Here is a 24,077-nt window from a genome sequence, read left to right as displayed (position 1 = left end):
CGCACGGAGAGCACATTAAGTGCTCTCCGGCTCGTGCGGAACTCGCGATCGACCAAAGCCCCCGGCGCGCCCTCTTCCTTGTGGCGTTTTGGCCTGCAGCTTGCGAACGTTGCTCTGCTCGTTCGTTTTTTGACCTGGAGAGCCGGGTGGGCTGATAGATAGATACGAGTAGGGGCTCTTCCGTACATGGTCGGGAGAGCCCCTTGTTGCGTTTTGGTTGTTGGCGCGACCTAGAGGTGGCTGATAATCAGTTCCATCTTGCCCTCGAGGTCGATGGAGCTGACGGTGCTGGGTGCCAGCAGGTGACTTCCCTTGTGGACGGGGTCGCCGCAGACGGTGCCTTCGCCGTCGATGACCGACAGGCACATGAAGGGCCAGCGCTGCTCCAAGGTCTTGCTGCCGTCGACGCGCACGCGATCGACGGTGTAGCAGGAGTTAGACTCGAGCTCGGTCACGCCGTTCACCTCGGGCGCGGTTATCGTGCCGTCGGTCGGAGCCTGAGCGTCAAAATCGATGCAATCGAGGCTCTGCTCAATGTGCAGCGGACGCAGCTTGCCGTCGGTGCCGGGACGGTCGTAGTCGTACAGGCGATACGTCACGTCGCTTGACTGCTGCGTCTCCAAAATGAGCGTGCCGGTCTTGATGGCATGCACGGTACCGGAATCAATCTGGAAAAAGTCGCCCTTGTGGATCGGCAGCACGTTGAGCATGTCGTCCCAGCGGCCGTCCTCGATCATCTGCGCGGCCTCGGCTCGGTCATGCGCGCGCTGGCCGACGATGATTGTGGCGCCGGGCTCGCAGTCCAGCACATACCAGCACTCGGTTTTGCCCAGGCTGCCGTTCTCGTGCTTGGCAGCGTACTCGTCGTTGGGATGAATCTGGATCGAAAGGTCGTCCTTGGCGTCCAGAATCTTAATGAGCAGCGGGAACTCCTTGCCCTCGCACCTGCCAAAGAGCTCGCGGTGCTCGGCCCACAGCCACGACAGCGTGTGGCCTGCATACGGGCCTTCCGCAATCTGGCAGTCGCCGTTGGGGTGGGCCGAGATGGCCCAACACTCACCGATGGGACCCTCGGGAATGTCGTAACCAAATACGGTTTCGAGCTGGCGGCCGCCCCAGATCTTCTCGTGGAAGATCGGCGTCAGTTTAATCAAATCGGACATATTCATACCCCATTGTGTTGCGCGGGCGTTGCACAAACAGCTCAAAACGAGCGCCCGCATGACTACAAAAACCTATGCCAACGTTACGTTGTGCAACTCAAAGCGGTCGCCAACGTTGCGCGAGACCGAATACTCAAAGGCCGCGCCGCTGTCCAAAAAGCCAATCTGGTTGAGCTCGAGCAGGGGAGAGCCAGGTTTGGTGTCCAGGCGCTCGGCTTCTTCCTCGGTTGCTGCCACGGCGCGAATGGTACGGTGGAAGCTCGAGATCTTCAGCCCACATTGCTCGCGGATAAAGCGGTAGACCGATCCGTACAGGTCCTTCTTTTTAAGGCCCGGAATCAGCTCGAGGGGCATGTAGGTGTACTCGATAACGATGGGCTTCTCATCGGCCTGACGCACGCGCACGATGTGATAGGCAAAGTCATCCTCGGCAATTCCCAGCTGGGCTGCGATGTCCGCTGGTGGATTAACAATCGAGAAGTCGTAGACCACCGAGGTCACCTTCTCCCCGCGGTGCTCATACGAAAAGCCCTGGGCACGGTCGTTTTTGCCCTGGAAAAACGCCTGGCCGGGAAGTCCCGCCGTGTCCTTAACGTAGGTACCCGATCCACGACGGCTGGTAACAAGACCTTCCTCGGTGATTTGCTCGATAGCTCGTTTGACGGTGATTTTGGAAACGCTATAGAGCTCGCAGAACTCAACGACGGTGGGAAGCTTGTCGCCTGGTTTAAGAGCGCCATCCTCAATACTTTGACGAATATCTGCAGCTATCGCCTCGTATTTGGGAATCATGGAACCTCCTTTCCAACTTGATTGAGTATAAAAGAAAGTATACTCAACACCTAAGTATCCCTATTGAGTCATTGAAAAGTTCGATAGATATATTACTAAAAGTCGCTTTGCGCTAAAAATAAAAGCGCTCTAAATTAATATACATTCGAATAATGTCGTGTTGAGAAATCTAATCGGTCCGAGGACGGGGCCGAACCGATTTAGCACCCAGCGAACCGAATCCTGTATTCTGCATTTCCTCAGATAAAACCTACCAAAACAAACCTGTCCCTTTTTGGTAGGTTTTTGCCTTGGGAGCGGTACCATACAGACAATGTTTAAACGAGAAAGGCGGGCCCCTATGGAACCTAAGCAGTACTACATCGGCATCGACGTCGGCGGCACTTCGGTTAAGGAGGGCCTGTTCGACGGGGATGGCAACCTGCTTGCGAAGGTCAGCGTGCCCACGCCTCCCATCGTTGACGCTGCGGGCTTTGCCGCGGTGACCGAGGCTATCGACCAGGTGGTCGCCAAGGCACAGATTCCGCGTGCCTTTGTGGCGGGCATTGGCCTTGCTGTTCCGTGCCCCATTCCGGCAGCGGGCGATGCCAAGGTCAAGGCCAACATTGCCATTAACCTGCCCGAGTTGAAGATCGCTATTCAGGAGCACTGCCCCGATGCGGTCGTTAAGTACGAGAACGATGCCAACGCCGCTGCCATGGGCGAGGCTTGGCTCGGTTCTGCCAAGGACGTGCAGAATGTGGTGATGGTCACCATCGGTACCGGCGTGGGCGGCGGCGTTATCGTCAACGGCGATGTGGTGTCGGGTGTTGTGGGCGCCGGCGGCGAGATTGGCCATATGTGCCTGAATCCGGCTGAGGAGCGTACTTGCGGCTGCGGCGGCCGTGGCCACCTGGAGCAGTATTCCAGCGCCACCGGCGTGGTGAGCAACTACCTTGCCGAGTGCAAGAAGGCGGGCGTCGAGCCCATCGAGCTCACCGGCCCCTCCGATTCCAAGGACGTGTTCCAAGCCTGCCGCGAGGGTGATAAGCTCGCGCTGGCCGCGGCCGATACCATGGCCGACTATCTCGGCCGCGCCCTGGCGCTTATTGCCAACGTGGTCGATCCCGAGATGTTCCTGATCGGCGGCGGCGCCTCCGCCTCGGCCGATGTCTACCTCGATAAGGTTCGCGAGTACTTCCAGCGCTACGCGCTTTCCGCCTCGCGTGAGACGCCCATTAAGGTTGCCTCGCTCGGAAACGACGCCGGCATCATCGGTTCTGCCTACGTAGCCCTGCGCGCTGCCGGTAAATAGCTGGTGCAAGGGGGCCAGGTTACTTTGCACCAACATGGTGCAAAAGGGACAGCCTTGGCCCCCATACCTGCCACAAAATATGCCGTGGCCCTTCCGTCCCCAAAGGCCAGCTGCCAGCGTGCTACCATAGCTACGTCTAAGTACACATACCAAGTGGAGGATACCCATGGCAAACGTTCTTGTCTTTGGTCACCAGAACCCCGATAACGACGCCATCATGAGCGCCGTCGTTCTGTCTCAGCTGCTCAATCAGGTTGAGTATGCCGGCAACACCTATGAGGTCTGCGCTCTTGGTCAGCTTCCGGCAGAGTCCGCCAAGCTGCTCGCAGACGCCGGCATTGCCGAGCCCCGCGTGATTGAGTCCGTCGAGGCCGGCCAGCTTGTCGTTCTCACCGACCATAACGAGTCCGCCCAGTCCGTCGCCGGCCTTAAGGACGCCACGGTCTTTGGCGTCGTTGACCATCACCGCATCGGCGACTTTGAGACCGCCGGCCCGCTGCACTACATCTGCCTGCCCTGGGGTTCCAGCTGCACCATCGTCACTAAGCTCGCCGGCGTGCTCGGCGTTGAGCTTTCCGACGTTCAGGCCAAGCTGCTGCTCTCGGCCATGATGACCGACACGCTCATGCTCAAGAGCCCCACCACCACCGATGTCGACCGCGCCGTCGCCGCCAAGCTCGGCGAGCAGGTGGGCGTCGACCCGGTCAAGTTTGGCATGGAGGTCTTCCTCACCCGTCCGTCCGGCTCCTTCACCGCAGCCGAGATGGTCGGCAACGACATCAAGATGTTCGAGCCCGCCGGCAAGAAGCTGCTCATCGGCCAGTACGAGACCGTCGACAAGAGCCGTGCGCTCGGCATGATCGACGAGATCCGCGAGGCCATGCGCGCCTACGCCGCTGAGAAGGGTGCCGACGGCATCGTCCTGTGCATCACCGACATCATGGAGGAGGGCTCGCAGGTCCTGCTCGAGGGCGAGACCGAGGCCGCTCAGAAGGGCCTGGGCATTGCCGACGAGCACGACGGCGTCTGGATGCCGGGCGTCCTCTCCCGTAAGAAGCAGGTCGCTGCCCCCATCATGGCCGCCTGCTAGGTTTTGTAGCCTGCTACGACCGGACCGCGGACGCCCCGCGCTCCGGTCGTTTTTTGTGCGCGGGACCGCGTCCTCTATTGGACAGGGGCGCCCGTACCGTTGGGCAAATAATGTTCAACCTGTGGTTCCGCTTTTCGGCCACGCCTGCGTGCTTGTCGTGCAGGGTAGGCTAGATGCAAGCGTAATACGTTGGAGCGCGGTGCCGCCACTTGGGCGGGCCGTGCTTTTTTAAGACGGGAGCTTTCCCGTGAAAGGAGCCGCCCATGGCAGCAACTGAGCAGCTGTTCAACGTTCGTGAGCGCAAGCGCTTTGAACGTCATGACATCTGGGAGCGCATCGCCGAGAACGGCACGATTTCCGCCGCCGTCATGGTCATCGCCGCCATCGCCGCCGTTATCTGCGCCAACACCGATGTCTACGAGGCTATCCATCACTTTTTGGAGACCCCGCTGTATGTGGGTCTGGGCAACCTTACGGCTGGCCTCACCGTCGAGCTTTTCGTCAACGACTTTCTCATGGCGATCTTCTTTTTGTTGGTGGGCATTGAGCTTAAGTACGAGATGACGGTCGGCGAGCTCAAGAATCCGCGTCAGGCCATGCTTCCCATGCTGGCAGCCGTGGGCGGCGTCGTCGTTCCCGCCTGCATCTACCTGATCTTTAACCATGCCGGCGCCCGCAACGGTTGGGCCATCCCCATGGCAACCGATATTGCCTTTGCGCTGGGCGTGCTGTCGCTTTTGGGCAATCGCGTGCCCAACGGCGTGCGCGTGTTCTTCTCGACGCTCGCCATCGCCGACGACCTCATCTCCATCGCCGCCATCGCCATTTTCTACGGCCAGAGCCCCAGTCCGTTTTGGCTGGGTGCCGCTGCAGTTGTGACCTGCGCACTTGTGTGGCTCAACAAGACTCAGCATTATCGCCTTGCCCCGTACTCGGTGCTTGGTCTGCTGCTGTGGTTTTGCATGTTTAAGAGCGGCGTACACGCCACGCTTGCCGGTGTCATCCTGGCCTTCACCATCCCGGCCAAGTGCGGTGTTAAGCTCGATAGCCTTACCGATTGGCTTGGCGAGTACCTGCCGTTGCTCGACGACCGTTACGACGACGAGGCGCACATCCTGGGCCAGCACGACTTTACCCTTTCGACTACCAAGGTCGAGCGTGTCATGCACCGTGTGACCCCGCCGCTCATCCGCATGGAGCGCCTGATCTCCACGCCGGTCAACTTTGTGATCCTGCCGATCTTTGCGTTTGTCAACGCGCAGGTTCGCCTGGTGGGCGTGGACATGAGCGTGCTGCTTACCGACCCGGTGACCCTCGGCGTGTACTTTGGCATGCTGCTGGGTAAGCCGATCGGTATCTTTGGCGTGACGTTTGCCCTGGTCAAGCTTAAGGCTTGCGAGCTGCCTCATAACGTTAACTGGCATATGATCGCCGGCGTGGGCATTTTGGGTGGCATCGGCTTTACCATGTCGATCCTCATCAGCGGCCTCGCCTTCCCGACGGCCCAGTTCGAGGTTCTGGCCGCCAAGGCCGCCATTCTTGCCGGTTCTGTTACCGCGGCCGTGCTGGGCATGATCTACATGAGCGTGGTCTGCAAGCACCCTTCGCCCAAGGACGAGTAGGAGCGCGAAAACCGGGGCCGGACATGCCCCGGATGCCCTCGTGTGAAAAAATGCCGTTTGTGAGCACTGTCACAAACGGCATTTCATTTATTTGCCATTTTTATTCCACGGTGCCGTAGACGGCGCCCCAGCCGTGGGCGGCAAGGGCCGAGTTAAGCTGGTCGCAAAGCGATTGGCGGTCGTAGTAGCCGGGCGGCAAAAGATTCACGATTTCCATGAGATCGGGCGCCAGGTCCAAGATCTCCGCCTGAACGATTAGATCCAGGCGGTCAATGGCCTTACGGTCATAAAACAAGCCGTCGACCAGACGCTGCAGGTCTCCGAACTCCTCGGCCTGAAAAGAGCCGTATTCCATACTGCCTCCTTGGATGTGCCATGCGGCTATACGGGTCATACGGTGGATATCGTAATTCATTGCGATGGACTTAATCTATCACGGCTTCATACCGTTGCGGCGGTAGCGGTCTATACTTAGACAAACTGCAACGTCCCGCTTTGCGAAAGGTCGCACCCATGCAGACGATCTACCAGAAGATGGAAACCACCGAACTCGATGCCGCCATCGAGGCGCTCAAAGCCGAGGTTGCCGAGGTCAAGGCCAAGGGCCTGGCGCTCGACATGGCGCGCGGCAAGCCGTCGCTCTCCCAGGTGGACATCTCGCGCCCCATGCTCGATATCCTCAATGCCGACGCCGATCTGCACGACGGTAACGTCGACTGCTCCAACTACGGCTGCTTTGAGGGCATTCCCTCGGCACGCAAGCTGGCGGGGGAGTTCCTGGGTTGCCCCGCCGATCAGACGCTCGTACTGGGTTCGTCGAGCCTTTTGATCGAGCACGATATCGCCGGTATGTTCTGGCGCTGCGGCTCGTGCGGCAGCGAGCCTTGGGAGGCTTATGAGGCCGCGCACGACGGTAAGAAGGTCAAGTTCCTGTGCCCGGTTCCCGGCTACGACCGTCATTTTGGCATCACCGCCGACCTGGGTATCGAGAACGTCCCCGTCGCGATGACCGGCAGCGGCCCCGACATGGACGAGGTAGAGCGCCTGGTTGCCGCCGACGACTCCATCAAGGGCATCTGGTGCGTGCCCAAGTATTCCAACCCCACGGGCATCACCTTTAGCGAGGACACCGTGCGCCGCTTGGTCGAGATGCCCACGGCCGCGCCCGATTTTCGCATCTTTTGGGACAACGCCTACTGCGTGCACGACCTGTACGACGAGACCGACGAGCTCGCCAACATCTTCGATCTTGCCCGCGCGGCGGGTACCGAGGACCGCGTGGTGGCATTCGCCTCGACGTCCAAGATCACCTTCCCGGGCGCGGGCATCGGCTTTATCGGTGCGAGTCCCGCGGTCATCGCGGAGTTCTCCAAGCGCCTGAAGGCCGGTCTTATCAGCGCCGACAAGCTCAACCAGCTTCGCCACGTGCGCTTCCTTCCCACCATCGAGGCGGTCAAGGAGCACATGAAAAAGCATGCCGAGTTCTTGCGTCCGCGCTTTGAGGCCGTCGAGCGCAAGCTCACTGAGGGCCTGGGCGATACGGGTTGCGCTACTTGGACGCATCCCCGCGGCGGCTACTTTGTGAGCTTTGATGGCCCCGAGGGCTCGGCCCAAAAGGTCGCCGCGCTTTGCGCCGACCTGGGTGTCAAGCTCACGCCGGCAGGTGCCACCTGGCCTTATGGCAAGGATCCGCGCGACACCAACATCCGCATCGCGCCGAGTTATCCCACGGTCGAGGACCTGGAGGCCGCACTCGACGTGCTGGTGCTGGCCGTCAAGCTTGTCGCTGCCGAGCTTGCTCGTGCCGAGCGCGCCTAACGCGTAGGGCCCCGCAAATCCGCGTCCAGTACCATCCGCACTCTCGATACGCAAAGGAGCGTATACATGGATTTGGGTATTTCCACCAACCCCACGCCGGAGCTCTACACCATCAGGGTGACCGGTGAGATTGATATCTCTAACGCCGACAGCTTGCGTAACGCCATCGACTTGGCGCTCGAGCAGCCCACCGAGGCCGTTGAGCTCGACTTTGCCCAGGTGAGCTATATCGACTCGACAGGTATTGGCGTACTTGTGGGCGCCGCGCACCACGCAGCCGATCACGACAAGCGGTTTGGCTGCGTCAACGTGCAGCCCCCGGTGATGCGCGTGGTTCAGTTGCTGGGTGTCGACCAGGAGATTTCAATTACGGCGGCATAAGCCCTGCCCCAAAAAGGGCGTGCCGTTTGGTATATGTTTGTGATGCGCTCGGATGTTTTGACGTCCGGGCGCTATACTTGACCGAATGAATAGACGAGTTCCGGCCGAATGGCGCGGTGCGGGCTCGACTCACATCGAGCCTTGGAGGTATGTGTGTTTGGTATTGGAGAGGGTGAGCTCGCGATCATCGTGGTCTTCGGCTTTTTGCTGTTTGGCCCGGATAAGCTCCCGCAGATGGGCCGCACGATCGGCCGTGCCATCCGTCAGTTCCGCGAGACGCAGGAAAAGATGACGGCTGTTGTTCAGTCCGAGATTATCGATCCGGTAAGCGAGGCCGCTTCGGCTCCGGTCAAGCCCAAGAAGGCTGCCGTCGATGACGATTCCGATGCGGACGAGGATGCCGTCGAGACGGCCGCGCCCGCAAAGAAGGAGACCTTTGCCGAGCGCCGTGCCCGCCTTGCCGCCGAGAAGGCCGCGAGTGAGGGTGCTGCCGAGGACGAAGGTGCTGCTGGTGAGGCTGAGGGCGCCGAGTCTGCCGCTGCCGCCGTCGAGCCCGAGCCTGCTGCAGAGCCGGAGCCCGAGCCCGAGCCGGCAGAGCCCACGACGGCTGACCTCTACGCCCGTCGTCCCCGCAAGCGCAAGGCCGTCGTCGACCAGCTCGCTCGCGAGCTCGAGGCCGAGGACGACGCCGCTGCCGCCCATGCCCCGAAGGGAGGCGATGAGTAATGCCTATCGGACCTGCGCGCATGCCGCTCTTCGATCATCTGGGTGAGCTCCGTCGTCGCCTGACCATCGTGGTCGTGTCAGTCTTTGCCGCCGCCATCGTGCTGTATTTCGCCACGCCCGTGGTGCTCGACATCCTGGAAGACCCCATCCGCTCCTTTGTGCCGGACGGTAAGTTCTACATCACCACCACGCTCGGCGGCTTTGGTCTGCGCTTTTCGCTGGCTCTCAAGATGGCCGTTGTCATGTGCACGCCTATGATCATTTGGCAGATTCTGGCGTTTTTCCTGCCGGCGCTTCGCCCCAACGAGCGCAAGTGGGTTGTGCCCACGGTACTCGCCTCGACGGTGCTGTTCTTCCTGGGCGCAATCTTTTGCTACTTCATCATCATCCCTGCGGGCTTTGAGTGGCTCATCGGCGAAACCTCGGCCGTCGCTACGGCGCTGCCCGATCTGGAGAACTACGTCAACATGGAGCTGCTCTTTATGATCGGCTTTGGTGTGGCGTTTGAGCTGCCGCTCATCATCTTCTACCTGTCTGTCTTCCATATCGTGTCCTATGCGGCCTTCCGCGGTGCCTGGCGTTACGTATACGTTGGCCTGCTTGCGGGCTCGGCTGTGATTACGCCCGACGGCTCGCCCGTTACGCTGGGTCTCATGTATGGTGCCCTGCTCTCGCTCTACGAGATTTCGCTCGCCATCGCCCGCGTGGTCATTACCGCGCGCGATGGCAAGGAAGGCTTGTTTGTGAGCCGTCTGGATCTGTTCTCGAACGACGACGAGGACGACGAGGAGTAAATCCGTATGCACGAGGTTGGCATTGTCAACGGCATACTCGATACAGTGATTTGCGCGGCGCGTGGGGCGGGGGCCTCGCGCGCTGTTTTGGTAACGCTGCGCATTGGGGATATGACCGAAGTTGTGCGTGAGGCGCTCGACTTTGCGTGGGAGACGTTTCGCGACGAGGACATGCTCACGCGCGGCTGCGAGCTTGCCGTGGAGGAAGTCCATCCACAAAGCGAGTGCCTGGACTGCCGCGAGGTCTTTGAGCACGACCGCTTCCATTGCCGCTGTCCTCAGTGTGGCGGCACCAACGTGCGCCTGCTGCACGGCCGCGAGCTCGACATCGCCAGCATCGAGATCGAAACCCCCGACAATTAACCAGCCTGCCATTTGGGGACGGGGTATAAATGGTAGAAGTAAGGAGTGCCGAGTATGGCCGAGAAAACTATTGATATCGCATCGCCGATTCTGTCGCGCAATGAGCGCCTGGCAGATCAGCTGCGCCAGCGATTCAAAGAGACAGGCACCTATGTGATCAATGTGCTGTCGAGTCCCGGCTCTGGTAAGACCACCACGATTCTGGGCACCAACGAGCGCCTGCGCGACAAAGCCGGCCTGTGCTGTGCCGTCATCGAGGGCGATATCGCCTCGGATGTCGACGCCATCACCATGAAGGAAGCCGGCATGCCCGCCATTCAGATCAACACGGGCGGTCTGTGCCACCTCGAGGGCAACATGATCATGGAGGCCGTTGACGCGTTCGACCAGGCAGTGGGCCTTCAAAACATCGATGTTATCTTTATCGAAAACGTGGGCAATCTGGTCTGTCCGGTCGACTTTGACCTGGGCGAGAACCTGTCCATCATGATTCTCTCGGTGCCCGAGGGCGACGACAAGCCCATTAAGTACCCGGGCATCTTCCAGCACGCTAGCGCACAGCTGCTCAACAAGGTCGATGTGGCCCCGGCTTTCGATTTTGACATGGATAGGTATACTAAGACACTCGATGACCTCAATCCGCAGGCGCCGCGGTTTGCCGTGAGCGCACGCAAGGGCGAGGGCATGGATGCCTGGTGCGATTGGCTCATCGGGCAGATCGAACAAACAAGGGCGTAAGTCGGCCGTCGTACGTGCGGGCGCAGCCGCAGACACACGAGATAGGAGCCTCTTTTGAAGCTCATCATCGCCGAGAAAAACGACGCCGCGCGTCAGATTGCCGAGCGTCTTTCCACGGGCAAGCCCAAAAAGGACAAGGTGTACAACACCGCCATCTACCGTTTTGAGTGGAAGGGCGAGGAGTGCGTGACAATCGGCCTTGCCGGTCACATCCTTGCGCCCGATTTTTGCGACAGCGTGCTGTTCGATAAAAAGCTGGGTTGGTATTCGGTCACCGAGGACGGCGAGATGCTGCCGGCCGACATACCCGATGGCCTGGCGCGTCCGCCCTATGACACCAAGCGCAAACCGTTCCTTGCCGACGGTATCTCCATCAAAGGCTGGAAGCTCGAGAGCCTGCCCTACCTTACCTGGGCGCCCGTTATCAAGCTGCCGGCCGAGAAAGAACTCATTCGCTCGCTCAAGAACCTTGCCAAGAAGTCCGACAGCGTCATCATCGCTACGGACTTCGATCGCGAGGGCGAGCTGATTGGTTCGGACGCCCTCAACAAGGTGCGCGAGGTTGCGCCCGACTTGCCGGTTGCCCGCGCCCAGTATTCTTCGTTTACCAAGGCCGAGATCACGCAGGCCTTTGATAACCTCGTCTCGCTCGACCAGAACCTGGCCGATGCCGGCGAGAGTCGTCAGCACATCGACCTCATTTGGGGTGCGGTGCTCACGCGCTACCTGACGCTCGCCAAGTTTGGCGGCTTTGGCAACGTGCGTTCTGCCGGCCGCGTACAGACCCCGACGCTCGCCTTGGTGGTCGAGCGCGAGCGCGAGCGCATGGCGTTTGTGCCCGAGGACTACTGGCAGATTCGCGGCATGGCTGCCGCGCAGGCTGCTACCGAGGACGACCGCTTTAAGATCGCGCACAAGACGGCGCGTTTTACCGACAAGGATGCTGCTGAGACGGCGTACGGTCACGTTGACGGTGCCAAGACGGCAACCGTCGCCGCGGTGACCAAGCGCTCGCGCAAGCAGCAGCCGCCCACGCCGTTTGCGACCACCTCGCTGCAGGCTGCCGCTGCGGCCGAGGGCATCTCGCCCGCACGCACCATGCGCATCGCCGAGTCCCTCTACATGGCGGGTCTCATCAGCTATCCGCGTGTCGACAACACCGTGTACCCCGCGACGCTCGATCTGGGCGCCGTGGTAAGCGACCTGGCAAAGATCAACCCGGCGTTGGCGCCCGTGTGCAAAAAGGTGCTCGCCGGCCCCATGAAGCCCACGCGCGGCAAGGTCGAGACCACCGACCACCCGCCTATCTACCCCACGGGCGAGGGCGATCCGTCCACGCTCGACGGCGGCCAGCGCAAGCTCTACGACCTCATCGCCCGCCGCTTCCTGGCGACGCTTATGGGCCCTGCCACCATCGAGAACACCAAGCTTGAGCTCGACGTGAACGGCGAGCCGTTCGTGGCCTCGGGCGACGTGCTCGTGATCCCGGGTTTCCGCGAGGCCTATCCGTACGGCCTTAAGCGCGATGAACAGATGCCGCCGCTTGAGCAGGGCGATACGGTCGACGTGTTCGACATTAAGCTCGAGGCCAAGCAGACCGAGCCGCCCGCTCGCTACAGCCAGGGCAAGCTCGTGCAGGAGATGGAAAAGCGCGGCCTGGGCACCAAGTCCACGCGTGCGAGCATCATCGAGCGCCTGTATGCCGTGCGCTACCTCAAAAACGATCCCGTGGAGCCGAGCCAGCTGGGCATCGCCATCATCGATGCACTGTCGCAGTTTGCCCCGCGCATCACGAGCCCCGATATGACCAGCGAGCTTGACGGCGATATGACCCGCGTGGAGCGCGGCGAGGACACCGAAGAGCATGTCGTGACGCACTCGCGCGCGCTGCTGGCCGGCGTACTCGACGAGCTGCTCAAACATACGCAGGAGCTGGGCGACGCCATCAGCGACGCCGTCACGGCCGATGCGCGCGTGGGCGCCTGCCCCAAGTGCGGCAAGGACCTGGTTATGAAGACGAGCGCCAAGACCCGCGGCAGCTTTATCGGCTGCATGGGCTGGCCCGACTGCGACGTGACCTATCCGGTGCCGAGCGGTGTCAAGGTGAGCCCGCTCGAGGGCGAGGCCGCCGTGTGCTCCGAATGCGGCGCGCCGCGCATTAAGTGCCAGCCGTTCCGCCAGAAGGCCTTCGAGATCTGCGTGAACCCGACGTGCCCCACCAACTACGAGCCCGACCTTAAGGTGGGCGAGTGCAAGGTGTGCGCCGAGGCCGGACGCCATGGCGACCTGATCGCGCACAAGAGCGAGAAGAGCGGCAAGCGCTTTATCCGCTGCACCAACTACGATGACTGCGGCGTGAGCTATCCTCTGCCGGCGCGCGGTAAGCTCGAGGCGACGGGTGAGACCTGCCCCGAGTGCGGCGCCCCCATCGTGGTGGTCAACACGGCGCGCGGTCCGTGGCGCATCTGCGTCAACATGGACTGCCCGACCAAGGAGAAGAAGCCCGCCCGCGGCCGCAAGACCACGACTAAGGCGAGCACGGCAAAGAAGGCCACGGCGGCAAAGAAGACTTCGACCGCCAAGAAGTCGACTGCCAAGAAGGCTGCCGCGAAAAAGACGACCACAAAGAAGGCGGCCGCCAGCAAGTAACGGCGCAGCCGAAACATTGCCCAAAACAAAAACGGGCGAGGGTCCCATGATCCTCGCCCGTTTTTTGTTCGGCGGTTGGGGACGTTCCTTTTCTGCCGGCAGTTTAGGAACGTCCCCAACTGCCAGCTCGGGAACGACAAAACGCTAGTTCACCTCGACGGGTTTGGCGCTGGGATAGCGGTCCTCAAAGTCCAAGCGATACTTGTTGCTGCTGGTTCCCGGCTCGTTGTCGCGTGCCAGCGGCGCCACGATTTCGTCCTTATGGTCCGAGGGCTTTGCGTACTTTAGACTGATCTCCCAGGCATCGCAGATCGCGTCGATGCGGTGATCAAGGTCGTCATACAGGGCAATGATGTCTTTCCAGGAGTGGTAGTTCTTGGAGCTCACGGGGACGTCCAGGTCCTCGACGATATCGTAATACTGCTCGATGGTCTCCTCCGTGCGCTCGGCGACGTCGGCGAGATTTTGACGGGTGGTGCGATCTTCTTCCAGATAACTACCATTGAAGTCCTGCGCGCAGGCGCGGACTTGGCTATCGAGGTCCTCGAGCAGGTCGTAGTATTCGCTCAGGCGACGGTAGAGGTTCTGCTCGGAGAGGGTTGCTTCGCCGCCAGCCTCGTCCTCATCGTCATCGTCATCGTCGTAAAGGCTATTGGGGTCGCCGAGAGGCTTGAGGTCATCATCGTCAACATCGTGGTGCAGCTTGGTAACCTCGGCAGTCGTCTGCGTGGCAGAGTTGTCGAACGGTTTGATCACAAAGAAGATGACCAGGGCGATGATGATTGCCACCAGCGCAACGATAACGGCGACAAGCGCCCCGGTGCCGCTCTTTTTGGGAGCGGGGGTCTGTGACGAAGCAGGCGCGTATGCGGGAGCCGGCTGCTGTTGGGGCGAGCCGCTCGCGACGGGTATGCACTGCGTGGTCTCGACGGCCGCGGGGCTTGCGGCGGGGTCGGGGCGATAAGCGAGGGGATCGTCTGCCTTGGCTTGCGGCGTATCAAGGGGCCCGGTCTGCTCAAAAGCGGGCTGGCTATCGCTCGCGGCTTTTTGCTCAACGGGTGCACCGCACGAGGTGCAGAACTTGGCATTATCTGCAAGAAGCTTGCCGCACGAGGCGCAATACCGAGACATTGCCACTCCTTTCGCCACATTTCAATGCCATACGACGATTATACCAAGCATCCAAAATTCCCCATCATAAGTTGCGGTGAAATAGGGACTATTTGGCGGTCTTAGAGCTTCAGGCAGTCCCTATTTCACCGCAACTTTGGAAAGGTACCTTTAGTCATTGGGGACGTTCTTAAACGACCAGTCAATTAAGAACGTCCCCAATGACTAGGTTGGATTTGGGGTGCGCCTGCCCCTGGGGTATCATGATTTGGTTGATATATCTGCATTTACGCGCCTTGTAGGAAGGGGCTGCGCCCATGGCTTTTGAGCCCGCTCAACATAGCTTTATCACGCTCGAGGGCGTCGATGGTGCCGGTAAGTCCACGCAGGCGCGCCTGCTGGCCCGTGCGCTCGAGCTCGCTGGCTACCAGGTCGTGACCCTGCGTGAGCCGGGTGGTACCGCCATTAGTGAAAAGATCCGTGCCCTGCTGCTCGACCCCGCCAATACGGCGATGGGGGATACCTGCGAGCTGCTGCTCTACGAGGCCGCACGCGCCCAGCTGGTGCACGAGGTCATAGCTCCCGCCCTTGCGGCCGGCAAAGTGGTCCTGTGTGACCGCTTCTATGATTCCACGACCTGCTACCAGGCGTTTGCCGACGGCCTCGATCGCCAGATGGTGCGCGACGCCAACAACCTTGCTGTCGCGGGGACGCACCCGGCGCTCACGCTCGTCTATCACATCACGCCCGAGCAGGCGGCGCTGCGCATGTCCGCCCGTGGTGCGGTCGACCGCATGGAGGCCAAGGGCATGGCGTTCCAGGTGCGCGTTTACCAGGGATTTAGTGCCATTGCCGCCGAGGAGCCAGATCGCGTGAAGCTCATCGACGCCACCGCTTCCATCGAGGACGTCTTCACGCAGACGGTCGAGCAGGTTCGCGCGTACGGTCTCGACATTTCCCAGGACGCCGTCACCGCCACGCTTGCCCAGGAGGCCGAGTAACATGGCCCCCGCTCAGGCAAGCCTGCTGGCCAAGCTCGACACCCAAGAGCGCGTACGCGATTTTTTGACCAACGCCGTCGCCAGCGGCCGCGCATCGCACGCCTACCTGTTTTTGGGCGCTCCCGGTGCCGGCAAGCTCGATGCCGCCTGGGCGCTCGCCCAAGCCTTCCTGTGCGAGCAGGACGGCTGCGGCTCATGCGATAGCTGTGTGCGTGTCGCCCGCCATACGCACCCCGACGTGCACTATTACACGCCCGAGAGCGCCACGGGCTACCTCATCGCCCAGACCCGCGAGCTGCTCGACGACGTGCCGCTGGCGCCCATCCGTGCCAAGGCCAAGGTCTACATCATCGACCGTGCCGAGCAGCTGCGCGCCAACACCGCCAACGCACTGCTCAAGACGCTCGAGGAGCCGCCCGAGGGCGTTATGTTTATCTTGCTGGGCACCTCGGCAGACGTGATGTTGCCCACCATCGTGAGCCGCTGCCAGTGCGTGCCGTTTCGGCTGGTGTCGCCCGCCGTGGCCACGAAGGCCGTGAGCCGCGCGACGGGCCAGGATCTCGCACGCTGTCGCATGGCGGTCGCCGTGGCGGGGAGCCCCACGCGCGGCATCGAGTTCCTTAAGAGCGCCGAGCGCCAGGATGCTCGCCGCCAGATGATCCGCGCCATCGATTCGCTCATCGCCGCCGACGAGGCCGATGTACTCAGCCGCGCCAAGTCGCTCATCGTCGCCGTTAAGGCTCCGCTCGCCGAGGTCAAGTCCACGCAGGAAAAGGTGCTCGAGCAAAACGCCGATTATCTGTCGCGTGGAGCATTGAAGCAGCTTGAGGACCGCAACAAGCGCGAACTCAACGCGCGCGAGCGTTCGGGTATCATGGAAGCGCTGGCGAGCGCGCGGACGCTCATGCGCGACGTGCTGCTGACGCTTCAGGATGAGGCGGCAGACATTGTGAACGAGGACGTGCGCGACACGATCGGGCGGCTTGCCGCCGCGACGAATGTTGCGGGTGCCACCCGGGCGCTCGAGGCGGTCGCGACCGCCGAGCGCAACATTGCCAGAAACGTTACTCCCCAGCTGGCCATCGAGGTCATGCTGTTCGATATCAGGAAGGCACTGAAATGCCGTTAGTCGTACCCGTTAAGTTTACCTACGCCTCGCGCGACCTGTGGTTTGACCCGCAGGATCTGGATATCCTCGAGGCCGATTATGCCATTTGCTCCACCGAGCGCGGAACCGAGATCGGCCTGGTCACGGCCGATCCCTTCGAGGTGCCGCAAGACGAGATCGGTCAGCCGCTCAAGCCCGTGCTGCGTGTGGCGAGCGATATCGACCTGCAGCTTGCCGACGACCTGGCCATCCAGGGCGATGAGGCCATGGTCGATTTCCGCCGTCTGGTCAAAGATCTCGACCTCGAGATGAAGCCGGTGGGTGTCGAATACCTGTTTGGCGGCGAGAAAGCCGTGTTCTACTTTGCGGCCGAGGAGCGCGTCGATTTTCGTCAGCTCGTCAAGGACCTGTCCTCGACGCTGCACATTCGCGTTGACATGCGCCAGATTGGCGTGCGTGACGAGACTCGCTTGGTGGGCGGCTATGCCCAATGCGGACAGGAGCTCTGCTGCACGCGCTTTGGCGGACAGTTTGAGCCCGTCTCGATTCGCATGGCAAAAGAGCAGGACCTGCCGCTCAATTCGTCTAAGATCAGCGGCGTGTGCGGCCGCCTGATGTGCTGCCTGCGCTATGAGTTCGAGGCGTACAAGGACTTTAAGAGCCGTGCGCCCAAAAAGAAGACGCTCATCGATACGCCGCTCGGCAAGGCGCGTATCCAGGAATATGACACGCCACGTGAGCAGCTGGTGCTGCGCCTGGAGAACGGTAAAGTCTTTAAGGTCAACCTGGCCGATATGACGTGCTCGGAGGGCTGCAAAAAGAAGGCCGCCGAGCAGGGCTGCAGCTGCCGTCCCGACTGCGTGACGCGAGATGTGCTCGAGCGCATCGAGTCGCCCGAGATGCGCCTGGCGCTCATGGAGCTCGATCGCGAGAACGGCGTCGACGTGGGCGATGGCCTGTCGAGTGCCGACCGTCTGGCCGGCACGTCGATGCCCAAGCGCCGTCGTCGCGATGCCGAATCCGATGCTTGTGCCGGTCAGGGCCAGGGCGAGGGTCGTGGCCGCGGAAAGGGCCGCGGCAAGGCCGAGGCGTCCGAGGCCGAGGAGGCGGCCGGCGGCCGTCGTCGCCGCAAGCGCGCGGCGTCCGTCGACAACGGCGAGACCGCGGGCAAGAACGCCTCTCGCGAGCGCGAGGCTCAGCAGCCCCAGCAGCAAAACCGCGGCGGCGGCATGAACCCCACGCGCCGTCGTCGCCGCCACCTGTCGAGCGAGGAGCGCGAGGATGCCTTCCGCGCCGCAGCCGCTCGTGAGGCCGGTGCCGCTCCCAAGGGTGCCTCGGCCTCCGACGCGCCTGCCGACAAGGCTGGCAGGCCACGTGGCGAGGAGGAGCGCGCGCCGCGTCCGCGCCGTCGCCATTCCTCGGGCACGCAGCAGAAACCCTCGGTTCCTTCTGTGGCCGATCAGGTTTCGGATGGTGAAGTCAAGGTCACGCGCCGTCGCCCCGGCGATGGCGGAGGAGCTGCCGCCAAGGCTTCGCGCGGCGGTGCTCGCGACGAGCGCGAACCGCGTGAGGATCGCAGCGGCGAGGGTTCGGCCGACCAGAGTCAGAAGCGCCGCCGCCGTCGCCGTTCCCGCAAGCCGCGCCAGGATGGTGGCGAAGGCTCGACCCACACCTCGTCCACACCGCAACCGCCTGCCGGCGAATAGCGCCCGCAAGCGGATTCGACTTGTCTGACCCCAAGTGCAACGGGGTATCATGGCACTGAATCGACAACCCTCCCTTCGCCCAAGCGTAGGGAGGGTTTTGTCATAAATAACTATCTGAATGGTTTGAGCCGCTTACGGAGTGCCGGCATCTTGCCGTTTGCGGATGAATTGCTACCGTTTGCCGAGCGCGCGGCGCATGAGGCACTCGAGGTTCTTTCGCCCACGCGATGCGCCGGTTGCGAGCGTGCCGGTGCGCTTATTTGTCGGGAGTGCCTGGCGTCGCTCACGCTTGTCGATCCGCGCCACAGCTGCACGAGGTGCGGCGCTCCGTTTGGAGACCTGCTGTGTACCGAGTGCTCGGTCGAGGGTGCGTCTTCGGCGGTGGCTAAGGCCCTCGATCGCTGCCTGGCGTGCGCTGTCTATGCACATCCGTTGCCGCGCATCATCAAGGCATACAAGGATGCGGGCGAGCGCCGTCTGGCACCGTATCTGGCAGAGCTGCTCTACGACACCGCCCTGCATGCCCAGGTAGCAGCCCCCGACCGTTACGGCGGCGTGCTGTCCGGTGCCGACGCGGTGGTATTTGTGCCCGCGACTGCGGCGGCGTATCGGCGGCGTGGATTTGATCACATGGAAGCAATCTCTCGCTCGTTTTGCGATCTTTCGGGCGTGCCATTGCTGGACGCCTTGGTCAAATACGGTCATGGCGACCAGCGCGAACTCGGTCGCGCCGAGCGCCGGGAACATGCCCGGGACATGTACGAGACGGTCGAGGATGTACGTGGCTGCCGTCTGCTGCTCATCGACGATGTCATTACCACGGGCGCAACAATGGCAGCGGCCTCGGCGGAGCTTAAGCGCGCCGGCGCCAAAGCCGTCGATGGCCTCGCTATCGCACGCGTTTGGTAGGGGTGATTCGTGTGGCGGTAACAATCAGGCAGCACAATAAACCGACAAAAGAGCAGCTAGCGGCTTCCGTGATTCTGGCGGGCGCCTCGGCGTTGCGCTTGATTCGAGCCGAGCGCCGGCAGATGGGCTACATCGGCTGGAAGGACCTCAATCCCGATGAAGAGCGCCGCGTGCTGTGTACGTCATCGCCTTCGACCGAGGATATCTATCTTCCCGACCTGGTGCGAATTGGAGCCAAAAGCGGCGAAGTGCAAGAAGATCTGTGCTTGCTGGTGGGATCTGCGGCGCAGCGCCGCCGCATGCCTGGCGTGGGCTGGTCCGTGTGCTCCAGGTTGCCTGCCGGCTCGATTCTAGAGGTGGAACCGGGGGTGTACAGCCTATCTCCCGAGGCCCTTTGTGTTGCCGTCGCCCGCGAGGTCGGCTGTACCCAGGCGTTTGCCCTGGCCCAGGAACTGTGTTCCAAGATTTCACTAAGCGATCGCGGGAAGTATCTACCTCCTTATACCTCGCCTGTTGCGAATAGACTTGCAAAGGACAAGGACCAACCGGCAGACGTGGGCTACTTTGAAGTCGAGCCGGTGCTGACGCCCGATCGCCTGGCAGATTACCTTGCGACATGCAAGGGGAGTGCGGCCAAACAACTGCGGCGGCTGTGTCCCTATCTGTCGGAAAACCTGCGCTCACCCATGGAGTGCATCATGCTTGCCATGTTTTCACTTCCGTTTTCCTATGGTGGATTTGCCTGCGGTCCTTTTAAGACCGACTACAAGATTGAGTTCGATGACCGCGCGCAGGCAATCTCGGGGATGCCGCATGCAGTTTGCGATGCGTATCAGGAAGCAGCCCGGTTTGACCTGGAATACAACGGTGAGCTGGGCCATTCCTCCCGGAGGGGACGTATCCATGATGAAAAACGCAACACGGGCTTGATTACTATGGGAATCGAGGTCGCGACGGTCAACAACGAAATGCTTTGCGACATGGAGGCAATGGAGGCACTCGCATGGCGCATCCACCAGCGTATGCGAAAGCGGTACCGGAATCGTGTCGATGCCCGCAGGAAGAAGCAAGAGGCGTTGCTTAACACGCTGCGGGCGTGTTTTGGGCTTAAACCGATATAATTCGCGTCGAAAATAGGGGGTTAATCATATGCCCTGGCCAAAAAATGGCAAATATGAGTACTGTCACTAAATCAGTAACAGCAAAATCAAAGAATTTAGGACTCGGAGGCGGCGTAAAGAAAGAAGATAATAAACAAATGTAGAATAACTAAGCATCAGATTGGCGACGCTAAGCTCAAAATCTGTCCGAGAGGCCAAAATTGCCTGTTACAAAATTGGTAACAGTACTCATATTTGCCATTTTTTGGCCACGGCACCCCGAGGCGGGCGCCCCGGAGCTCCCCGTAGGGGAGCTCCGGGCTTCATGGGAACACGCACGGTCCGCTCCGACCTGCAAAATCTGTGCTCACGGTGCGAATGACGACCTAACCTTAAACTTTAGCTTGAACTTAGCTATAATGCGCTACGTTCCCGCCAGGCTGTGGTTGCGGACGGGCAATGCGCCCATCCAAGTCCAAGACAGACGCGGTCAAAGGGATCCACGTAAGCGACCGCGTGCGCGCGGCGCGATCATGGCGCGTCCTAGATGTAAGCCGTACCGTCCGTTCTACTTTCTTTGGGGCAATACCGCCTCGCGGGCGAGCGGGCCAGTCGTGAAGGTGGCTGCGGCCTCCCGAGCAAACGCCCCGGTGCGCAAGTGTGGGGTCAAATACCAGGTCAGCTGGTGGGAACAACCCGATATTCCGTGCAGGGCACGGATCGTATACGACACAGAAGGCAGGGTAGCGGACATGGTGAGGGGCAGCTTGATGCATGCAGCTCGGTTGGGTGCTGGGACCGCGGCGGTCATTGCCGTTTTGGGCCTGAGTGGATGCGCGTTCAATCCACTGTCCACGTTCACGACGCCCACGATCGACCAGATCAAGCGCGAGACCGTTACCCCCACGGTATCGGACAATGCCCTGGTCACGCCGGGAACCCTGACGGTCGCCCTCGATACTTCCGATGCCCCGCAAGCCATGCAGGATGCCGACGGAAACCTCACGGGCTATGCGGTCGATGCCGCTCGTGCCCTCGCATGCCGCATGGGTCTCAAGGTCGCCTTTGTCGATGCGTCCTCGGCCGATTCCGCGCTCAGCGATAAAAAGGCCGATATCTTCATTGGCGACGTCAGCTCTACGGACGGCGATATCAGCTCGCTTGGCACCTGTCTGTACGACGCCCCCGCCGTATTCGGCAAGAGCACTGACGGCGAGTCGTTGAGCGTTTCCACCGAAACGCTTAACACCGCTACCCTGGGCGTTCAGACCTTTTCGGCCTCGCAGGAAGCGCTCGCCAAGCAGGGCATCACGGCCAACCAAAAGACCTTCTCCAACATCAACGAGTGCTTCGAGGCACTCGAGTCGGGCGAGGTCGATTACGTGATCTGTGATTCCACGGCCGGTGGTTACCTCGCGCGCCTGATGAGCCAGATCTCCTGTGTCGGCACGCTCGAGACGCCCTCCACGCTTGGCGTCGCAGGCCTTAGCTCTAACGATGAGCTGTGCCGTGCCGTGGGCGATGCCCTCGACGACATCACGGTCGACGGCACGCTCGAGGCGGTCCACTGCGTCTGGTACGGCCAAATGCCCTATGACCTTACCGCCAAGACTGTTTCGGGGGCCAATGTGCAGGCATCCGAATCTACGTCCAACGAGACCGAGTCCTCCGATGGCGACACCTCCGATAACAACGGCGACAGCCCGTCGTCTAGCCAGGAGGGCGCCATCACCGACGATGACATCAACAAGCTCAATAGCTAGTTATTGGTAGGGGTGGCGCCTGCCATACATTGAACAAGGCGCTTCTTCACGGTTTCAACACGCATGGCCGGGTCTCCCCCATAGGGGAGCCCGGCTTTTCAATTTTGATAAAATCAGCAGCTCAAGGGCAATTTCCAGGAGAAAAACCAACTCCGCCGACGCCCTCATATAGCGCACTTTGCCGCGGAAAAGTGCGAGACTTCGGTATGCGGTATCAAGCAGTCGTTATTCGGGCCTTTGGGAATTCGGGTGATTAAATGCACGGCAATGGGTACATAGCCAGTACAGTAAGTCCCCGAGGCAGATTGGAGCCACGTATGGATATCAAGGTTTCTGGACGCAAGACGACGGTAACCGATGCTCTGCGTGCGCATGTGGACGAGAAGATCGGCGAGGCGCTCAAGGTTTTCGATATCGAGCCCATGACAGTCGACGTCGTGCTTCGTTATGAGAAGAACCCCTCGAACCCCAACCCGGCAATCGTCGAGGTCACGGTTCGTGCCCGCGGCTCTGTGATTCGCGTCGCCGAGCACGGCGCAGATATGTATGCCGCTATCGATCTCTCCGCCGATAAGGTCACCCGCCAGCTGCGCAAGTTCAAGACCAAGGTTGTGGACAACCGCCAGGGCGGTGCCAGCGCCGCGGATGTCGCACCGGTCGAGCGCGTCGAGGATCTGGCCGACCTGCTGCTGCCCGAGGAGGACGACGACCTGCTCGTCCGCGAGAAGGTCATCGATGTCACCCCGATGACTGAGGAGCAGGCGCTGGTGCAGACCGATCTGCTCGGCCACGACTTCTACGTGTTCGAGAACGCGACGACTGGCCTCATCAATGTGGTGTATCACCGTAAGAATGGTGGATATGGCATCATCAAGCCCCGCATCGAAACACTTGACGAGTAAAATACGTTAACTTGCATGAGTTAACGGTTGGCGGCCATCCCATGCGGGTGGCCGCCTTTTTTACGTAAGGAGTCGCTTTGATGGACAAGGCCGCATCCGCCGGTCATTCGGACCGTTGCCGTATCGTCGTCGATACCTGCTGCGACTTTAACCCCGAGGTCGCCGCGAACCTCGATGTCGATATCTTGGGCTTCCCTTTCATTATCGATGGCGAGGAGCGCACGGACGACATCTGGTCGAGCATGAGCCCTAAGGAGTTCTACGACCGCATGCGCGCCGGTGCCCGCGTGTCCACCTCGGCTGTGTCGCTCGGTCGCTATATCGAGTTCTTTACCGAGTGCGCCAAAGAGGGCACGCCCACGGTTTACCTGTGCTTTACCTCGGCGCTGTCGTCGAGCTACAACTCCGCGTGCCAGGCGGCAGATGCCGTGCGCGCCGAGTATCCCAACTTTGAGCTCTACGTGGTCGACAACGCTCTGCCCTGCGCGACCGGCGAGCTCCTGGCGCTTGAGGCCGTGCGCCAGCGTTCGGCGGGACTGACTGCCAAGCAGCTGGTCGATTGGGCAAACGAGGCCAAGACCTACGTGCACGGCTACTTTACGCTCGAGAGCTTCGATGCGCTGGCTGCCGGCGGCCGCATTCCGCCCGCGGCGGCGCAGCTCACGGCAAAGCTCGACGTCAAGCCCGAGCTCTCCTACGACCTTGCCGGCTCGCTGTCGCTGATCGGCGTCAACCGCGGCCGCAAGAAGGCGCTCAAGTCCATCCTCAAGTCGTTCCGCGAGAACTACGTGCCCGATCGCACCATGCCCATCGCCATCATGACGGCCGATGCCGAAAAGGACGGTGACTGGCTCGAAGCCGCCATCCGCAAGGAGGAGGGCTGCGCCGACGTCACGATCATTCGCAGCTCCGTGGGCCCCACCATCGGCTCGCACGTGGGCCCCGGCATGGTGGCCTGCGCGTTTTGGGGCAAGAACCGCACCGACAAGGCGTCGCTTTCCGACCGCATCGCCCGCCGCGTGCGCGGCCAGTAGACAAGCGCTGCGTC

At 61.2% G+C, this 24,077-nt stretch carries 22 protein-coding genes; 18 read left to right on the top strand and 4 right to left on the bottom strand.

The annotated features are described in order from the left end of the window. Positions 1 to 230: 230 nt before the first annotated feature. Both ACTQ1E_RS03155 and ACTQ1E_RS03150 read right to left on the bottom strand, forming a co-directional pair. Positions 231 to 1,163 (bottom strand): type I phosphomannose isomerase catalytic subunit, encoded by a 933-nt coding sequence (locus tag ACTQ1E_RS03155; protein ID WP_441564685.1) that lies wholly within the window; start codon positions 1,161 to 1,163, stop codon positions 231 to 233. Positions 1,164 to 1,235: 72 nt separating this feature from the next. Continuing rightward, positions 1,236 to 1,955, bottom strand: a complete 720-nt coding sequence (locus ACTQ1E_RS03150) for a GntR family transcriptional regulator (protein ID WP_441564683.1) — start codon at positions 1,953 to 1,955, stop codon at positions 1,236 to 1,238. A 340-nt stretch (positions 1,956 to 2,295) separates the two neighbouring features. On the opposite strand from ACTQ1E_RS03150, the gene ACTQ1E_RS03145 reads away from it, so the two are divergent. The 3 genes from ACTQ1E_RS03145 (at position 2,296) to nhaA (ending at position 5,961) form a co-directional block, all read left to right on the top strand. After that, positions 2,296 to 3,249, top strand: coding sequence for an ROK family protein (locus ACTQ1E_RS03145; protein WP_441564681.1), 954 nt, complete (start codon positions 2,296 to 2,298; stop codon positions 3,247 to 3,249). A 166-nt stretch (positions 3,250 to 3,415) separates the two neighbouring features. Beyond that, positions 3,416 to 4,339, top strand: coding sequence for a manganese-dependent inorganic pyrophosphatase (locus ACTQ1E_RS03140; protein ID WP_427718922.1), 924 nt, complete (start codon positions 3,416 to 3,418; stop codon positions 4,337 to 4,339). Between the two features lie 263 nt (positions 4,340 to 4,602). Further along, on the top strand, positions 4,603 to 5,961 hold the full coding sequence (gene nhaA / locus ACTQ1E_RS03135) for a Na+/H+ antiporter NhaA (RefSeq protein ID WP_154515038.1): 1,359 nt from the start codon (positions 4,603 to 4,605) through the stop codon (positions 5,959 to 5,961). Positions 5,962 to 6,061: 100 nt separating this feature from the next. Here nhaA and ACTQ1E_RS03130 read toward each other — a convergent pair whose 3' ends face one another. After that, the gene (locus ACTQ1E_RS03130; RefSeq protein WP_152068465.1) at positions 6,062 to 6,316 is read right to left on the bottom strand and encodes a hypothetical protein; all 255 of its coding nucleotides are present in this window, start codon (positions 6,314 to 6,316) and stop codon (positions 6,062 to 6,064) included. Positions 6,317 to 6,474: 158 nt separating this feature from the next. Here ACTQ1E_RS03130 and ACTQ1E_RS03125 point away from each other — a divergent pair, with 158 nt between their 5' ends. The 7 genes from ACTQ1E_RS03125 to ACTQ1E_RS03095 all read left to right on the top strand — a co-directional run bounded on the left by ACTQ1E_RS03125 (position 6,475) and on the right by ACTQ1E_RS03095 (position 13,430). Further along, on the top strand, positions 6,475 to 7,779 hold the full coding sequence (locus ACTQ1E_RS03125; RefSeq protein WP_441564679.1) for an aminotransferase class I/II-fold pyridoxal phosphate-dependent enzyme: 1,305 nt from the start codon (positions 6,475 to 6,477) through the stop codon (positions 7,777 to 7,779). Positions 7,780 to 7,845: 66 nt separating this feature from the next. Next, entirely contained in the window at positions 7,846 to 8,160 is a 315-nt protein-coding gene (locus ACTQ1E_RS03120) for an STAS domain-containing protein (RefSeq protein ID WP_154515032.1), read from the top strand. A 153-nt stretch (positions 8,161 to 8,313) separates the two neighbouring features. Beyond that, positions 8,314 to 8,886, top strand: a complete 573-nt coding sequence (locus ACTQ1E_RS03115) for a twin-arginine translocase TatA/TatE family subunit (protein ID WP_193221503.1) — start codon at positions 8,314 to 8,316, stop codon at positions 8,884 to 8,886. After that, entirely contained in the window at positions 8,886 to 9,680 is a 795-nt protein-coding gene (tatC, locus tag ACTQ1E_RS03110; RefSeq protein ID WP_193221504.1) for a twin-arginine translocase subunit TatC, read from the top strand. Before ACTQ1E_RS03115 ends, tatC begins: the two co-directional genes overlap by 1 nt. Positions 9,681 to 9,686: 6 nt before the next feature. Next, on the top strand, positions 9,687 to 10,043 hold the full coding sequence (gene hypA, locus ACTQ1E_RS03105) for a hydrogenase maturation nickel metallochaperone HypA (RefSeq protein WP_441564677.1): 357 nt from the start codon (positions 9,687 to 9,689) through the stop codon (positions 10,041 to 10,043). 54 nt (positions 10,044 to 10,097) lie between these two features. After that, entirely contained in the window at positions 10,098 to 10,781 is a 684-nt protein-coding gene (gene hypB, locus ACTQ1E_RS03100) for a hydrogenase nickel incorporation protein HypB (protein ID WP_441564675.1), read from the top strand. A 54-nt stretch (positions 10,782 to 10,835) separates the two neighbouring features. Further along, complete coding sequence (locus tag ACTQ1E_RS03095) at positions 10,836 to 13,430, top strand: DNA topoisomerase I (RefSeq protein ID WP_441564673.1); 2,595 nt, start codon at positions 10,836 to 10,838, stop codon at positions 13,428 to 13,430. A 144-nt stretch (positions 13,431 to 13,574) separates the two neighbouring features. Here ACTQ1E_RS03095 and ACTQ1E_RS03090 read toward each other — a convergent pair whose 3' ends face one another. Further along, positions 13,575 to 14,561, bottom strand: coding sequence for a zinc-ribbon domain-containing protein (locus tag ACTQ1E_RS03090; protein WP_441564671.1), 987 nt, complete (start codon positions 14,559 to 14,561; stop codon positions 13,575 to 13,577). A 296-nt stretch (positions 14,562 to 14,857) separates the two neighbouring features. On the opposite strand from ACTQ1E_RS03090, the gene tmk reads away from it, so the two are divergent. From tmk to ACTQ1E_RS03050, 8 genes are all read left to right on the top strand, one after another. Then, positions 14,858 to 15,541, top strand: a complete 684-nt coding sequence (gene tmk / locus ACTQ1E_RS03085) for a dTMP kinase (protein WP_441564669.1) — start codon at positions 14,858 to 14,860, stop codon at positions 15,539 to 15,541. Position 15,542: 1 nt separating this feature from the next. Next, positions 15,543 to 16,670, top strand: a complete 1,128-nt coding sequence (locus tag ACTQ1E_RS03080; protein ID WP_427794013.1) for an ATP-binding protein — start codon at positions 15,543 to 15,545, stop codon at positions 16,668 to 16,670. Then, positions 16,661 to 18,355 (top strand): PSP1 domain-containing protein, encoded by a 1,695-nt coding sequence (locus ACTQ1E_RS03075; RefSeq protein ID WP_441564667.1) that lies wholly within the window; start codon positions 16,661 to 16,663, stop codon positions 18,353 to 18,355. The genes ACTQ1E_RS03080 and ACTQ1E_RS03075 overlap by 10 nt, the downstream gene beginning before the upstream one ends. A gap of 150 nt (positions 18,356 to 18,505) precedes the next feature. Beyond that, positions 18,506 to 19,264, top strand: coding sequence for a ComF family protein (locus ACTQ1E_RS03070; RefSeq protein WP_441564665.1), 759 nt, complete (start codon positions 18,506 to 18,508; stop codon positions 19,262 to 19,264). 11 nt (positions 19,265 to 19,275) lie between these two features. Continuing rightward, a complete protein-coding gene (locus ACTQ1E_RS03065; protein WP_441564663.1) occupies positions 19,276 to 20,385 on the top strand; it encodes a hypothetical protein in 1,110 nt (369 codons plus the stop codon). A gap of 749 nt (positions 20,386 to 21,134) precedes the next feature. Beyond that, entirely contained in the window at positions 21,135 to 22,127 is a 993-nt protein-coding gene (locus ACTQ1E_RS03060) for a substrate-binding periplasmic protein (RefSeq protein WP_441564722.1), read from the top strand. Positions 22,128 to 22,444: 317 nt separating this feature from the next. Then, the gene (gene hpf / locus ACTQ1E_RS03055; RefSeq protein ID WP_055285508.1) at positions 22,445 to 23,029 is read left to right on the top strand and encodes a ribosome hibernation-promoting factor, HPF/YfiA family; all 585 of its coding nucleotides are present in this window, start codon (positions 22,445 to 22,447) and stop codon (positions 23,027 to 23,029) included. A gap of 80 nt (positions 23,030 to 23,109) precedes the next feature. Then, positions 23,110 to 24,063 carry a DegV family protein gene (locus ACTQ1E_RS03050; RefSeq protein WP_427718953.1) on the top strand — a complete coding sequence of 318 codons (954 nt, stop codon included), beginning with the start codon at positions 23,110 to 23,112 and terminating at the stop codon, positions 24,061 to 24,063. Positions 24,064 to 24,077 lie beyond the last annotated feature (14 nt).

It is taken from the genome of Collinsella sp. LCP21S3_C7 (genome assembly GCF_052118485.1).
Lineage (GTDB): Bacteria > Actinomycetota > Coriobacteriia > Coriobacteriales > Coriobacteriaceae > Collinsella.
Note: the sequence above shows the minus strand (reverse complement) of the source record. Positions and strands in the feature narration are given on the sequence as shown.